Origin of the sequence: Myxococcus sp. MISCRS1 (assembly GCF_026626605.1) — a bacterium.
GTDB classification, from domain to species: Bacteria; Myxococcota; Myxococcia; order Myxococcales; family Myxococcaceae; genus Myxococcus; species Myxococcus fulvus.
In genome coordinates this window covers 711,209-725,771 of the sequence record NZ_JAPNKB010000001.1, presented here as the reverse complement: position 1 = coordinate 725,771, position 14,563 = coordinate 711,209, and the positions used below count along the sequence as shown (strand labels likewise).

The following is a 14,563-nucleotide window of genomic DNA, read 5'->3' as shown; positions in this document are numbered from 1 at the left end:
CGTGGCCGAATCGCGCAAGACGTCCGCCTTCACGCCTCGCGAGGTGGTGGGCGAGCTGGACCGCTACATCGTCGGGCAGAACGCCGCCAAGCGCGCGGTGGCCATCGCCCTGCGCAACCGCTGGCGCCGCCAGCAGGTCTCCGACGACCTGCGCGACGAGATCCACCCGAAGAACATCATCATGATCGGCCCCACCGGCGTGGGGAAGACGGAGATCGCCCGCCGGCTCGCGAAGCTGGCGCAGGCGCCGTTCGTCAAGGTGGAGGCCTCCAAGTTCACGGAGGTGGGCTACGTGGGCCGCGACGTGGAGTCGATGATCCGCGACCTCGTCGAGGCCGCCATCGGCCTGGTGCGCGAGGAGGAGACGGAGAAGGTCCGCCCCCGCGCGGAGGAGCTCGCCGAGGACCGGCTGATGGAGCTGCTCCAGAACAACGGCGCGCCGCGCACGCCGTCCTCGCCGCCGCCGTTCGGCTTCGCGCCGCCGCCTGCGCAGCCCGCGCCCCAGCGCCTGGGCGACCACGAGCGCGAGAAGCTGCGCGCCCAGCTGCGCGCGGGCACGCTGGATGACCAGTTCGTGGAGGTGGAGACGAGCGACAGCGCGCCCACCTTCATGCGCGGCTTCTCCGGCCAGGGCATGGAGGAGATCGGCGTCAACCTGCAGGACCTCTTCAAGAACATGCCCGGCATGAGCAAGACGCGCAGGCGTCGGGTGCGCGTGCCGGAGGCGCTCCAGTTCCTGCGTCAGGAGGAGGCCCAGAAGCTGGTGGACCCGGACCGCGTCCAGCGCGAGGCGGTGGTGCGCGCCGAGTCGAGCGGCATCGTGTTCATCGACGAGATCGACAAGATCGCCAGCCGCGACGGCGGCGGCAAGGGCGGGGGAGGCCCGGACGTCTCGCGCGAGGGCGTGCAGCGCGACATCCTCCCCATCGTCGAGGGCTCCACCGTCAACACCAAGTACGGCATGGTGAAGACGGACCACATGCTCTTCATCGCCGCGGGCGCCTTCCACGTCTCCAAGCCCAGCGACCTCATCCCGGAGCTGCAGGGCCGCTTCCCCATCCGCGTGGAGCTGGAGCCGCTCTCCGGCGACGACCTCATCCGAATCCTGCGCGAGCCGAAGAACTCCCTCTTGCGCCAGTACACCGCGCTGCTCTCCACCGAGGGCGTGCGCCTGTCCTTCACGGACGACGCGGTGACGGAGCTGGCGCGCATCGCCCAGCAGGCGAACGAGCGCACGCAGAACATCGGCGCTCGCCGCCTGCACACCGTGCTCGAGCGGCTGCTCGACGAGGTCTCCTTCTCCGCCAGCGAGCTGGGCCCCCGGGACTTCCAGGTGGACGGCAATTATGTGCGCGAGCGGCTGGGCGCCATCGTCCAGGACGAGGACCTGTCGCGCTACATCCTCTAGCGCGCTATATGGCGCGCACACCGCAGTGCCCTCACCACAAGGAAGGTTGACTCCCTTGCCGCAACCCGTGCCCTCGGCCGCCCCCAGCTCCAACGACACCCTCATCCAGAAGGCCCGCCACCACCTGCTGCAGAACTACAAGCAGCAGCCCATCGTCCTGGCACGTGGGCAGGGTACGCGCGTGTGGGACGCGGATGGGCGGGAGTACCTGGACCTCATCGGGGGCGTGGCCACGTGCGCGCTCGGGCACTGTCACCCGGACGTGGTGGCGGCGGCGCACGCGCAGCTGGACACCCTGTGGCACGTCTCCAACGCGTTCTACTCGCAGCCGCAGATCGACCTGGCGGCGCAGCTGTGCGAGTGGAGCGGCCTGTCGCGCGCGTTCTTCTGCAACTCGGGCGCGGAGGCGAACGAGGCCCTGCTGAAGCTGGCCCGCAAGGTGATGAAGGACCGGGGCACGCCGGAGCGCTTCGAGGTCATCACCTTCGAGCGCAGCTTCCACGGCCGCACCCTGGCCACCGTCACGGCCACCGGACAGCCGAAGTACCACGCGGGCTTCGAGCCGCTGCCCGCGGGCTTCCACCACGTGCCCTACGGGGACCTGGACGCGGTGCGCGCCGCGGTGAAGCCCACCACGGCCGCCATCCTGGTGGAGCCCGTCCAGGGCGAGGGCGGGGTGCGTCAGGCTCCCGCGGGCTTCCTCAAGGGCCTGCGGGCGCTGTGCGACGAGAAGGGCCTGCTGTTGCTGGTGGATGAAATCCAGACGGGCATGGGGCGCACGGGCATCCCGTTCGGCTTCATGCGCGACGGCATCCTCCCGGACGCCATCAGCATGGCCAAGGCGCTGGGCAACGGCCTGCCCATCGGCGCCATGCTGTGCCGCGACGACGTGGGCGCGAGCATGGTGCCCGGCAGCCACGGGTCCACCTTCGGTGGCAACCTGGTGGCCGCCGCCGCCGCCAACGCGGTGCTGAAGGTCATCCGCCAGCCGGGCTTCCTCGACGAGGTGAACTCCAAGGGGGCGTACTTCCTGGAGAAGCTGCGGGGCATCCAGTCCCGGCTGCCCGCGGGCCGCGTGGTGGAGGTCCGGGGCCAGGGCCTGCTGGTGGGCCTGGAGATGGACCGCGACGCGCCCCAGGTGCTCGGCAAGCTGCGCGAGGCGGGGGTGCTCGGCAACGCCGCGGGGGAGCGGACCGTGCGCTTCGCCCCTCCGTTCACCATCAGCCGGGAGGAGCTGGACCAGAGCCTGGCCATCATCGAGCGGGTGCTGACCGCCCTCTGAGGGCGGCCTCCCCTCGGCCGGAGCCGCGGGTTGGGGGACACTGGGTGTTTGACGCCCCGCGTCCCCCAAACCTAGGCTGTTCCATTCGGCAACCCTTCAGCGGACCGTCCTGTGAGCGCGTCAAACACGATTGTCGGCCTGGGGGCCCGGACGGACCACATCGCCACCGTGCCCAACCTGGACCTCGCTCGCCTCCAGCTCTCGCCGGAGGAGGCGGGCGTGTTGTCGCTCGTCGGCAGGGTGGAGCGCATCGACCAGGTGCTGTCACGTTCCACCCTGGGTGAGGCGCGCACCATCGCCGTGCTGCTGGCGCTGCGCGCCAAGGGCGCCATCGTCCCGGCGCGCGTGGTGCAGCGAAACCAGCCGGCGCCCGCCGTGGACGCGGCGATGGCCGAGGAGGTGGACCTCGAGCCGGAGCGCAAGAAGGAGATCATCGACCTGGAGCGCGCGCTGGACGGCCTGGACTACTTCGCCGTCCTCGGCCTGCGTCCGGGCGCTCCCGCCACCGAGGTGAAGCAGGCGTATTACAACGCGTCGCGCCGCTTCCACCCGGACCGCTACTTCGGCAAGAACCTGGGCAGCTTCCGCGCGCGGATGGAGCGCATCTTCCGCAAGCTCACCGACGCCCACAACGTCCTCAGCCAGCAGGACAAGCGCGACGCGTACCTCAAGGCGAACCCGGCGCTCGCACAGGCCTCCGCCGCCGCCTCGGCTCCCTCGACACCGCCGCCCGTGGCCTCCTCGCCGGCTCCAGCCGCGGCCTCGTATCCGGCCACGGAGCTGACGCCCATTGGCCTCACGCCTCCGCCCGCGCCCTCGCCCCTGCGCATGGCCCGGCCCGCGCCGCCGCCGCCGCGCGCGCCCGCACCGCCACCGGTGAACGACGCGGAGTCGGAGGCCCGGCGCGCCGAGCGACAGGCCCGGCTCGCCCGTCACCCGTACATGGCCAAGAACGTGCGCCTGACGGAGCTGGTGGCCCGGGGCAAGGCGGCCGTGGCCCGAGGGGACTGGGAGCGCGCGTACCAGGACTTCCACCAGGTCCAGACGATGGACCCGAAGAACCGCGAGGTGGCGACGCTGCTGGTGGAGGCGCGCCGCCGTCACGACGAGCAGCGGGCCTCCGTCGAGGTGACGCGGGGGCGGGAGCTGGAGCAGCACGGGGACGACGTCGGGGCGCTCGCGGCGTACCGGCTCGCCTTCTCGCTGGACAACCAGAGCGCCGAGGCGGCCTTCCGCTCGGCGAAGCTGGGGCTTCAGCAGGGCCAGGATGTCGGAGAGGTGCGCGTCCTGGCGCAGCGCGCCGTGGACCTCCTGCCGGGGCGTGTGGAGCACCAGGTGTTGTTGGGACGGGTGCTGATGGAGTCAGGGGCCAAGAAGCAGGCCAAGCGGGTCTTCGAGGACGCGGCGAAGCTGGACCCCGACAACGCCGAGGCCAAGGCGGCGCTCAAGAAGCTGCGCTGGACGTTCTAGTAGGATGAGCACGCTCACCCATGGCTGAGTCCGAACCTCTCATTGGCATCGACCTGGGCACGACGAACAGCATCGTCGCGACCGTCCAGGACGGGCAGCCCATCGTCATCAAGAACCGCACCGGCATGGCGCTGACGCCGTCGGTGGTGGCGGTGTCGAAGAACGGCAAGCGCCTGGTGGGCGGCATCGCCAAGCGCCAGGCCATCACCAACCCGCAGGAGACGGTGTACGCCGCCAAGCGGCTCATCGGCCGGAAGTTCTCCTCGCACGAGGTGCAGGACGCGCTGCGCTCGCTGCCCTACGAGGTGGTCGTCGGACAGCACGACGATTTGCGCATCCGGATGGGGGGCAAGGACCTGTCCGTCCCGGAGATCAGCGCGATGATCCTCCAGGAGCTGAAGGCGGACGCGGAGGCGCACTTCGGCAGGCCGGTGACGAAGGCCGTGGTCACGGTGCCGGCGTACTTCAACGACGCCCAGCGCCAGGCGACGAAGGACGCGGGCCGCATCGCCGGGCTGGACGTGCTGCGCATCATCAACGAGCCCACGGCGGCGGCGCTGGCGTACGGCTTCAGCCGCACGGTGAACGGCCGCGTGGCGGTGTTGGACCTGGGCGGCGGCACGTTCGACGTGTCGGTGCTGGAGATCAACCAGGGCGTCTTCGACGTGGTGGGGACGGGCGGCGACACGTACCTGGGCGGCGAGGACTGGGACAACCGCATCATCGAGTGGCTCGTCTTCGGCTTCGCGAAGGAGCACGGCATCGACCTGCGCAAGGACCGCATGGCGTTGCAGCGGCTCAAGGACGCGGCGGAGAAGGCGAAGGTCGAGCTGTCCAGCGTGCGCGAGGCGCAGATCAACCTGCCGTTCATCAGCACGCCCCCGGGTGGAGGCGCGGCGCTGCACCTGCAGGCGGCGCTGTCGCGAGAGAAGCTGGAGGACCTGACGGCGGACCTGGCCGAGCGCGTGGTGGGCATCACCACGGAGGTGCTGGGCGAGGCGGGGGTGCGCGCGTCGGAGCTGAAGGAGGTCATCCTGGTCGGCGGCATGTCGCGCATGCCGAAGGTGGTGGAGGCGGTGCGCGGCTACTTCCGCCGCGAGCCGTGCAAGGGCGTGCACCCCGAGGAGGTCGTGGCCCTGGGCGCGGCGGTGCAGGCGCACGCGCTGGTGGCGCAGGAGAGCGAGCTGCTGCTCCTGGACGTCACGCCCCAGAGCCTGGGCGTGGCCATCGCCGGGGGCTTCGTGCGGCGCATCATCCCGAAGAACACCACGGTGCCCACGTCCGCCACGGAGGTCTTCGCGACGTCGAAGGACTTCCAGCGGCTGGTGAAGATCATGGTGCTCCAGGGCGAGCACGAGCTGGCGCACCAGAACGAGCTGTTGGGCGAGTTCGTCCTCACCGGCCTGCGTGAGGCGCTCCGCGGGCAGGTGGAGATCGAGGTGACGTTCGACATCAACGCGGAGGGCATCGTGTCCGTCTCCGCGCGCGACAGGGAGACGGGGCTGCGCCAGTCCATCACCGTCACCGCGTCCAGCGGCCTCACCGAGGAGGAGCTCAAGCGCATCATGGACGAGCAGCGCGGCTACCTCATGGCCGCGCGCATCTCCGAGGAGCTGAAGGTCAAGCGCGTGGAGCTGGACACGCTCGCGCGCGACGTCATGGACGCGCTGACGCGGGCGAGGCTGTTGCCGGGCGGTGGTGGGCTGACGCCGGACGCGGTGCCTCGGGCCGAGCAGGTGCTGGAGCACGCGCGCCAGGTCCGCGCCAACGAGGACGTGGCCGCGCTGGGCCGGGCGTGTGAGCTGCTCGCCGGGTGTCTGGCGCAGCTCAAGGGCTCCGCGCGTGGCGGTGTGGGGCGATAGATGGGCAGCCAGCGCGCCAACCAGCTCGTCGAGGCCGGACTGTGGCTGCGCCTGAGCGGCGATGCCCAGGGCGCGCAGAAGCTCTTCGAGCGGGCGCTGGAGCTGGACCCGCAGAACGTCCGCGCGCGGGATTGCCTCGCCTCGCTGGAGGCCTCGCCAGGGAAGAGCTCACCGTTCTCGCCGGGGCCGTTGGATGCGGGGACGCGCGGCACGCCGTTGGCGTCGCTGGAGGGTGACTGGGGGGCGTGGGCGGAAGGGGAGGGCGGGCCGCTGGACGAGGAGGACGAGGAGCGCTCTCCCAGCGTGCTGATTCCCGACGTCGACGAGCCCACTCCGGGGAGCGACGTGCTGGAGTTGCTCGCGCGCGACGAGTCCACGACGCAGGAGTACGGCATCCCCGAAGGCGAGACGGACGAGTACGGCGTCCCCGCCACGGAGAGCGAGCTGGAGCGGCTGCTGCGCGGGGCGGCGGACCTGCTGGAGCTGGATGACCACTCGGGCGCGGTGGATCTGCTGTTCAAGGCGCAGGAGCTGGCGCCCGGAGACCCTCGCGTCGAGGCGCTGCGGGCGCGCAGCGAGCGGATGCTGATGGCGATGCTGGAGTCGAAGCTCGGAGACCTGGGGCGGGTGCCTCGCGTCCGGCTCCAGGCCGACGACATCATCTGGCTCAGCCTGGACCACCGCGCGGGCTTCGTGCTCGCGCAGATCGACGGCGCCGTGACGTTCGAGGACCTGTTCTCACTGTCGGGGATGACGCGGCTGGATACCGCCCGCATCCTCGCGCAGCTCCTCGACGAAGGCGTCATCGCCGCCGCCTGAGTCCCGATTCGGCTGCCGCACCTTCATTCTGCCTGGCCTGATTGACAGCTGGCTGTCTGGATGACAGGTTCCTGTCTTGTCGTGCGGCTTTCCAGGACCGCCGTTGAAGAGGAGTACCTGCCATGCACGCGGATGCCAGCATCCCGGCGTTGCCCTGTGTGGAACTGGAGTCGACGCTCGCGTTCTACGGCTTGCTGGGCTTCGACGTGACGTACCAGCAGCGCACGCCGAATCCCTACGCGGCGGCCCGACGAGGGGGCGCTCATCTCCACTTCTTCGGCCTGAAGGGCCTGGACCCGGCGACGGCCTTCAGCACCTGTCTCATCATCGTGGACGAGGTCGAACGTCTGCACGAGCACTTCGCGAGCGCCTTGCGCGAGCAGTACGGAAAGCTGCCGCTGCGTGGCGTCCCCCGAATCACCCGGATGCGGACGGGGCAGTCGCGCTTCACCATCGTCGACCCCTCTGGGAACTCGGTCATCTTCATCCGTCGTGACGAGCCCTCGGGCCACGGGGATGACGGGCAGGAGCCCCAGTCCGCCCTGGCCAAGGCGCTGAAGACCGCGCGCCGCTTGCGCGACTTCAAGAACGACGATGCCTCCGCGGCCAAGGTCCTCGATGTCGCGCTGAAGAAGCCCGACGGCGGGACGGGGGTGGAGCGGGCACGCGCATGCCTGGCGCGCGCTGAGTTGGCCGTGGTGCTGGACGACGCGCCGAGGGCGAAGTCCCTGCTGCGAGAGCTGGACTCCCTGACCTTGTCGAAGCCGGAGCGGGGCTCCCTGCAGGACGAGCGTGAGTCCCTGGAGCGCCTCCTCCGAGTCTGAGCCGTCAGCCCATGGTCCGCGGCGGGCGCCTCGTTACCGTGAGAGGTGCTCGAGGATCTGCTTCGCGCGTGTCCTCGGACTCCCCTCGACTTCGAGCACCGCCACGCCGAGCCCATGCGGGTCGTCGAGGAGCAGCTCCTTCAACGTCTCATCCACGGCTTGCCGCAGCTCCGCGTCCTCCGAGGCGGAGAGCGCGATCCGATCCGGCGACTCGATGCCGACGAACACCACCAGGTCGAGCTTGCGCAGGGCCTCGCGCACCCGCGGCAGCCACGCGTCCAGGTCGAACGCGTCACCGTCCTCGTGGGCCCGCAGGTAGCCGAGGAAGTCCACGGGGCACCGGTCGAACAACACGTCGCGCCCGTCCTCCTCCGCCAGGTTCTCGAGGGAGCGAACCAGCTGCGCCTCGAAGTCCTCCAGGGACGGGGGCTGCGCGAACTCGTGCCCCTCTTCCTCCAGCTGGTGGTACGGCTCATCCACCGTCACGTAGGAAGAGGGCAGCAGCTCCGCCAGCTCCTCGAGGAGCGTCGACTTGCCCGCGCGATGGGTACCGCAGAAGGCGATCCTCATGGCGCGAGCGGGGGACTACGAACCGCGGATGACGGCGGTCCAGGTGCCCTTCACCACCACGTCGCCGCGCTGGTTGCGCGACTCGCTGGTGACGACGACGAACTCCATGCCCGCCTTCTCATAGATGTTCGCGATGCGGCCCGTGGTGGTCATCACATCGCCCGGACGCATGACGTCCAGGAACTCCAGCTCCTGCTCGCCATGCACCAGCATCAGCAGATTCACGCCCAGCTCCGGGTCCGCCACCGCCGAGCCGAAGGGCCGGATGGCGAAGACGACGGCGAAGCTGGGGAACGCAATCAAATCCCCATACGGCCCCGCCTTCGCGGCCTGCTCGTCGTGGAGGAGGGGACTGACGTGCGCGGGAGCCTCGCCCGGCGTGCCCGCGGCCGGGTGCGCGCCGCCGAGCGCCAGCGCGAACTCGCGCAGCTTCTCCGCGCCAATCGTGTACGTGTACGGGCCGTATTCCCGGCCGATGAAGCGCTTGTCGATGGCCATGGTGGTCTATCCCAGGGAGGCTTCGACGACGGCGCCCTTGAGGACGGCCTCGCCGCGCTGATTGGTGGCGGTGACTTCGGTGACCATCCGGTCGCCCTCGATGGACGTCACCTTGCCCTCGAACGTCACGGTGTCCTCGGGGCGCACGGGGCGCGAGAAGCGCACCTTCACCCTGCGGATGCGGCCCGGGTCTCCCACGAAGACCGCCACGGCCTCCACCGCCCAGCCCAGGGTGCACAACCCCTGGAGGATGACGCCCCCCAGGCCGGCCACCTTGCCGACCTCCGGGTCGATGTGGATGGGATTGAAGTCCCCGGATGCGCCCGCGTAGTAGATCGGCCGGTACAGGTCGCACTCGCGGACATGCGTGAAGGTGTCGCCTACCTGGAACGTGCGTGCCATGAGGCCGTCTTGTCTAGCACGGCCGGCCCCACGCCCAGCCCACGAACTCACCCCGTCGCGGTGCCCTGGTCCAGCGGGTCCTCCACCTCGGAGCCCTCGCGGCGCTTGCGGTACTGCTCCCGCACGTACGCCACCAGCTGGTCCAGATACGACGACAGGGGAGGGCAGCGCACCCCCGAGCCATCGAGCAGCTCCAGCGTGTTGTGGCAGTTGTAGATGGCCAGGTGGTTCACGTAGCTGATGGCCGCGCGCTGCGGACGCGCCAGCTTCTCCAGCACCGGCAGCCGCAGCATCACGTCGGCGGCGCGCGCGGACAGGTTGAAGCGCGGCAGCTTCTTGTTCGCCTTCTCCGCGATGAGCTCGTACACGCGCCGCGCGCTCATGGGATTCGGGTCCACCAGGTGGAAGGTGCGCCCCGCCGCGCGAGGGTCCTTCGACAGCCGCCACACCGCCTCCACCACGAAGTCCACCGGCACCACGTTCAGCGGCGCCACGCCGTTGCCCGGCAGGGGCAGCGGCACGACGAGCGGCGACGTCACCAGCAGGATGCCCAGGTAGTAGGGCCCCTCGAACTTGTCGATCTCCCCCGTGCGCGAGTCGCCCACCACGCTGGAGGGCCGGTACACCGTCACGGGCAGCGTCGCCCCCGCGCGCGTCACCAGCCGCTCGGCCTGGAACTTGGTCTCCTCGTACGGGTTCCTGAAGCCCTGGCCCCGGTCCAGCTCGTCCTCGGCGATGACGCCCAGCCGGTCTCCGGACACGTAGCAGGTGGAGAAGTGGTTGAAGCGCGCCAGGTGCTCGCAGTCGCGCGCCAGCTCCAGCATGTTGCGCGTGCCGTCCACGTTGACGCGCCATGCGGTGTCCTTGGGCACGCCCAGCTGCGCGACGGCGGCCAGGTGGAAGATGTCCGTCACCCGCTCGCACAGGCGCTGGTACTCCTCGCCCGACAGGCCCAGGTGCATGTCCACCACGTCGCCGGTGAGCAGCTCCACGGTGGCGCCCTTCAGCTTGGAGGCGTGCTTCTGGGCCTCCTTCAGCGCCTTGGGCTGGACCAGCGCGTACACGTGGCCCTTGGGGTCCTCCCGGGCGATGTGCTCCACCAGCCGCTTGCCGATGAACCCGGGGTAGCCGGTGATGAAGTACGTCCCGCCGCCGGCCTTCTTGCGCGTCTCGCTCATTGCGCGCGCAGCATACTCGCCCGTCAGCCGCGCGCGAGCATGGCGCGCCAGACCGACTCCACCTGCTCCCGGGTGGACGTCAGATCCCCGCTGTTGTCGATGACCCACGTGGCCACCGCCCGCTTGTCGTCCAGGGGGAGCTGGGAGGCCAGCCGCGCCTCCGCCGCCGCCGCGTCCAGCCCGTCGCGCGCCATCAGCCGCGCCTTCTGCACGTCCCGGGGCACCCACACCACCGCCGTGCCCTCCATCCAGGCGTGCATCCCGGACTCCACGAGCAGCGGGACGTCGTAGACCACCCGGGTGACGCCCCGGGCCTCCAGGGCCTGGACCTTCTCGAGGAAGGCCTCCCGCACCCGGGGGTGGGTGATGGCGTTGAGGGCGGCGCGCTCCTCGTCGTTCCCGAAGACGCGCGCGCCCAGCTTCGCCCGGTCCAGCCGGCCGTCCGGGCCCACCACGCCGGGGAAGCGCTCGGCGATGGCGGCCAGCCCCGGGGTGCCCGGCTCCACCACCTCGCGGGCGAGCACGTCCGCGTCGAGCACCTCCGCGCCCAGCTCCCGCAGCATCCGGGTGACGGTGCTCTTGCCGGAGGAGATGCCGCCCGTCAGCCCGAAGACGTGCACGGGCGCGGACCTACTTCGCGGCCTTCTGCGTGGTGAACGTGAGCGACTGCACCGTCTTGCCGTCCTCGTTGAAGAAGATGGCCAGCCCCAGCTTGGGGTAGAGGAAGTAGGTGCGGAAGTCGTCCGTCAGCTTGCGCTGGTAGCAGGGCGCCGAGGGCACCGGACCCGAGGGGCACGCGGGGCCGTAGCTCGTCTCGATGGTCTCCTTGTCGATGATGGGCCCGGGGAACACGTCGATGCGCTCGATGACCCCGCCGGCATCCACCTTGAACTGTGCCTGGCTGGTGCCCTTGATGGCCTCCTTGCCCAGGTAGGCGATGGTCTCCTTGCCGTCCTGGCTCACGGTGCGCGAGGGCTCACCGAACTTCTTGACCACCTCGTCCTTCTTCGTGACGCCGGGCTCCACGCCCTGCCAGGGCTTGGCGACAGCGGGAAGGGAGACGGCCACCACGGCGAGCGCAATCAAGGTCCTCATCACGACATCCTCCCTAATGGAAAGGGCGGGCGGGGCTCAAGCGCTGCCCTCTCTTTTCAACGGACGATTCCCGCTGGCATTCAACCACGAGACGCCTTGCCCCGTCCGGGGGGGAGTGTTACTTCGCGAGGTCATGCGCGCTCCTGGCATCCGGCTCCTGCCCGTCCTCCTGCTGGCCCTCTGCGGCGTGGCGGGGGCGGCTGATTTCGTCGGCGCTGACAGCTGCAAGGGCTGCCACCCGGAGGCCTACGAGGCGTGGATGCAGTCCAAGCACGCCCGGGCCGTGAGCTCCCTGTCCGAGCAGCAGCAGAAGGACGGCCGCTGCCTGTCATGCCACTCGCCGGATCAGGTGGCCCAGACGCAGGCGAGTGTGAGCTGTGAGACATGTCACGGTGGGGGGCAGTACTACTCGCCGGAGTACGTGATGAAGGACCCGGAGCTGGCGCGGCTGGTGGGGCTGGTGGACCCATCCGAGAAGCAGTGCCGCTCCTGCCATGACGCCTCCTCGCCCTCCCTGCGGCCGTTCGATTTCAAGGAGTCGCTGAAGGCCATCGACCATTGGTCCGCCGAGCGCGCCCGCAGGGCCGCCCGGACCGAGGCGACCCCGGCGACGCCTCCTCCCGCCACCGCGAAGAAATAGCCGCAACGTGATCAAGATTCTCGACGCCCGCTTCGTCATCACCGCCGTGGAGCCCAAGGGCTATCCGCAGGGGCACACCGCGGAGGTGGCCTTCGTGGGCCGCTCCAACGTGGGCAAGTCCTCCATGATCAACACGCTCACCCACCGCAAGAAGCTGGTGCGCGTGTCGAACACCCCCGGACGCACGCGCACGCTCAACTTCTTCGACGTGGACCTGGAGCGCGGCACCGCCCGCTACCAGGTGCGCCTGTGCGATCTGCCCGGCTACGGCTTCGCCCGCGCCAGCAAGACGGACAAGGCCCAGTGGGAGAAGATGATCACCACCTACCTGGAGAAGCGGCACCGCCTGGAGGTCGTGGTGAGCATCATCGACGCGGAGGTGGGTCCCACGCCGGACGACCTGGCCACGCTCGACTACCTCCAGGCCCACAAGCGCAAGGTGATGGTGGTCGCCACCAAGATCGACCGCCTCACCAAGGCGAAGACGCGCCCCCGGCTCCAGGAGCTGGCGAAGCTGATGGACCTGCCGCTGGAGGCGGTGCTGCCCTTCTCCTCCACGGAGCGGCGGGGCGTGGACGAGGTCTGGGGCGCGCTGCTGGACACCTTCGGCCGCGCCTCGAGGGTGCGCGCGGAAGCCGCCCAGGACCCGGACTGACTCCATCGGGTAGTGGCCGCTTGGGCGGGGTTCCCCTCCCGGTGGGAGGGGCCCTGTGGTAGGCACGCCGCCGTGTCCGAGAACGGCAAGGGAAATGGCAGGGATTCGCAGCTCGCCTTGCGCGAGCTGCAGCAGCGGTTGATGGGGCTGTCGCCCCGGCGGCGGATGGAAGCGCTGCTGGAGGGCGCGGATGCGGGCGCGGTGGTGCGCGCGCTGCCTCCGGAGAGCCTCTACCTCACCATCCAGGAGGTGGGCCTGGCGGACGCGACGGAGCTGGTACAGCTCGCGTCCCCCGCGCAGTTCCGCGCCTTCGTGGACCTGGGCGCGTGGAAGCGCGACAAGGTGGACCCGCACGCCGCGCTCACGTGGCTGCGCGCCGCGCGCGGCGGCTTCGACGACACCGCCGAGTACCTGCGCAAGCTGCACGCGCTGGACCTGGAGGTGCTGGAGCTGGTGCTGCGCGAGTTCGTCGTGCTGCATGACCGGGAGGAGAACCCGGACGTCAACCCGCAGGGCGTGACGCTGGAGACGCCCGAGGGGCGCTACCTGGTGGAGATCACCGCCGAGGGCGTGGAGATGTCCGCCGTGCGCGCGCTCGTCAACGACCTCATCGCGGAGAACCCCTTCGAGGCCGTGCGCCTGCTGGAGGCCGTGCGCTGGGAGATTCCTGGTGAGCTGGAGGAGACGGCCTTCCAGTTCCGCAGGGGGCGCCTGGTGGACATGGGCTTCCCGTCGCTGGAGGACGCGGTGGCGCTCTTCAGTCGCGTGGACCTGGCCGCGCCGAAGAAGCCCCTCGTCACCAGCGCGCTGGCCGCTTCGCAGGGCCACGTGGACTACCTCGATGCGTCCTTCCGGGGCCTGACGACGCTGGAGCGGCAGAACGCCGAGGACGAGCTCGCCGGCGTCGCCAACGCGGCGCTGGTCGCGGAGCTGGAGGACCCGGGCGACCTGGACGCCGTGCGCCGCGTGGGGGAGATGACGCGCGACTCCCTGTCGCTCGGCCTGGAGTACCTGACGGGCGCGGACCCCTCGCAGGCGACGGAGGTGCTGCGCGACGTGCCCCTCAGGCGCGTCTTCCAGACGGGCTTCACGCTGACGCTCCAGCTCAAGTACCGCGCGGACCGGCTGGCGAAGTCTCCCGGCGCCGTGGTGGACGGCGTGCTGCTGGTGCTGCCGGAGGAGGCCGCCGCGCTGGAGGCCCTGCGCCGCAAGCGCCCCCGTCGCGCGCTGAAGGTGGAGGGCGCGGAGCCCGTGCCCTTCCGCTCCCTGCGGGAGATTTCCGCCAGCGAGGCGGTGCTCACGCGCGCGGAGGCGCAGGTGGACGTGCTGCGCGGGGTGCTGGGCGGGACGCCCGAGGCGGCGCGCCAGGCCGTGGCCCGCTTCGGCGCGCCGCTCGAGTCGCTGGGCGTCCCGCGCCTGTTCGCCGCCGTGGTGGCCATGGCCATCCTGGACGGCCGGGCGGAAGCGCGCCCCGTGCCCCTGGGCCGTGGGGCGGAGCTGGGCGCCCGTCTCTTCGAGGGCACCCCGCAGGCGCCCCGGCTGCATGCGTCCGCGGCTGAACGCGCGCTGGCGGGGCTGGAGGGCGCGGTGCCCCAGACGGCCCGCGAGGAGCTGCGCCGCATGGTGGGCGTGACGCTCGCGAAGCTGCTGGAGGAGCTGGGCGCGGCGTGGCTCGAGGACACGACGTGGAGCCCCGTGGCCTCCGAAGTGCTCCCGATGGAGAGCGGCCCGGTCCCGTAGCTTTTTCAGCCTGGGAGGGTCTCCGGGCGCCGGAGGCCCTCCGGGCCCGTGGAGATCCAGGCGGTTGCGAGCCCGACTCCTGGCACGCCCTCTGCTTTCAGGCAGCCCCACGCGGAGGTG

15 protein-coding genes are annotated in these 14,563 nt (G+C 70.7%); 9 read left to right on the top strand and 6 right to left on the bottom strand.

The genetic code is table 11. The features are described 5' to 3' along the window. Position 1 precedes the first annotated feature (1 nt). From hslU to OWM54_RS02580, 6 genes are all read left to right on the top strand, one after another. Entirely contained in the window at positions 2–1,408 is a 1,407-nt protein-coding gene (hslU, locus tag OWM54_RS02605) for an ATP-dependent protease ATPase subunit HslU (RefSeq protein WP_267696529.1), read from the top strand. A gap of 46 nt (positions 1,409–1,454) precedes the next feature. Then, positions 1,455–2,690, top strand: coding sequence for an aspartate aminotransferase family protein (locus OWM54_RS02600; protein WP_046713256.1), 1,236 nt, complete (start codon positions 1,455–1,457; stop codon positions 2,688–2,690). Positions 2,691–2,801: 111 nt separating this feature from the next. Then, entirely contained in the window at positions 2,802–4,160 is a 1,359-nt protein-coding gene (locus tag OWM54_RS02595; RefSeq protein WP_267696528.1) for a J domain-containing protein, read from the top strand. A 20-nt stretch (positions 4,161–4,180) separates the two neighbouring features. Next, entirely contained in the window at positions 4,181–6,022 is a 1,842-nt protein-coding gene (gene dnaK, locus OWM54_RS02590) for a molecular chaperone DnaK (RefSeq protein WP_141329672.1), read from the top strand. Continuing rightward, positions 6,023–6,841, top strand: a complete 819-nt coding sequence (locus OWM54_RS02585) for a tetratricopeptide repeat protein (RefSeq protein WP_223784663.1) — start codon at positions 6,023–6,025, stop codon at positions 6,839–6,841. Positions 6,842–6,963: 122 nt separating this feature from the next. Further along, positions 6,964–7,665 carry a bleomycin resistance protein gene (locus OWM54_RS02580; RefSeq protein WP_267696527.1) on the top strand — a complete coding sequence of 234 codons (702 nt, stop codon included), beginning with the start codon at positions 6,964–6,966 and terminating at the stop codon, positions 7,663–7,665. Between the two features lie 33 nt (positions 7,666–7,698). On the opposite strand, the gene OWM54_RS02575 is transcribed toward OWM54_RS02580, so the two are convergent. From OWM54_RS02575 to OWM54_RS02550, 6 genes are read right to left on the bottom strand one after another with little or no spacing between them, the layout of a single operon-like run. Beyond that, positions 7,699–8,235: an AAA family ATPase gene (locus OWM54_RS02575; RefSeq protein ID WP_267696526.1), complete on the bottom strand. Its 537-nt coding sequence runs from the start codon at positions 8,233–8,235 to the stop codon at positions 7,699–7,701. A gap of 15 nt (positions 8,236–8,250) precedes the next feature. After that, on the bottom strand, positions 8,251–8,733 hold the full coding sequence (locus tag OWM54_RS02570; RefSeq protein ID WP_141332445.1) for an FAS1-like dehydratase domain-containing protein: 483 nt from the start codon (positions 8,731–8,733) through the stop codon (positions 8,251–8,253). 6 nt (positions 8,734–8,739) lie between these two features. After that, positions 8,740–9,135, bottom strand: a complete 396-nt coding sequence (locus OWM54_RS02565) for a MaoC/PaaZ C-terminal domain-containing protein (protein ID WP_141332446.1) — start codon at positions 9,133–9,135, stop codon at positions 8,740–8,742. 47 nt (positions 9,136–9,182) lie between these two features. Further along, the gene (locus OWM54_RS02560; RefSeq protein ID WP_194869521.1) at positions 9,183–10,313 is read right to left on the bottom strand and encodes an SDR family oxidoreductase; all 1,131 of its coding nucleotides are present in this window, start codon (positions 10,311–10,313) and stop codon (positions 9,183–9,185) included. Between the two features lie 23 nt (positions 10,314–10,336). Beyond that, positions 10,337–10,933, bottom strand: a complete 597-nt coding sequence (gene coaE, locus OWM54_RS02555; protein ID WP_223784660.1) for a dephospho-CoA kinase — start codon at positions 10,931–10,933, stop codon at positions 10,337–10,339. 10 nt (positions 10,934–10,943) lie between these two features. Next, entirely contained in the window at positions 10,944–11,408 is a 465-nt protein-coding gene (locus tag OWM54_RS02550) for a hypothetical protein (protein WP_223751755.1), read from the bottom strand. A gap of 133 nt (positions 11,409–11,541) precedes the next feature. On the opposite strand from OWM54_RS02550, the gene OWM54_RS02545 reads away from it, so the two are divergent. The 3 genes from OWM54_RS02545 (at position 11,542) to OWM54_RS02535 (ending at position 14,443) form a co-directional block, all read left to right on the top strand. After that, positions 11,542–12,048, top strand: coding sequence for a cytochrome c3 family protein (locus OWM54_RS02545; protein WP_141332449.1), 507 nt, complete (start codon positions 11,542–11,544; stop codon positions 12,046–12,048). A 7-nt stretch (positions 12,049–12,055) separates the two neighbouring features. Continuing rightward, the gene (gene yihA / locus OWM54_RS02540) at positions 12,056–12,703 is read left to right on the top strand and encodes a ribosome biogenesis GTP-binding protein YihA/YsxC (RefSeq protein ID WP_141332450.1); all 648 of its coding nucleotides are present in this window, start codon (positions 12,056–12,058) and stop codon (positions 12,701–12,703) included. Between the two features lie 72 nt (positions 12,704–12,775). Beyond that, entirely contained in the window at positions 12,776–14,443 is a 1,668-nt protein-coding gene (locus OWM54_RS02535) for a DUF6178 family protein (RefSeq protein ID WP_223784659.1), read from the top strand. The last annotated feature ends 120 nt before the right edge of the window (positions 14,444–14,563 follow it).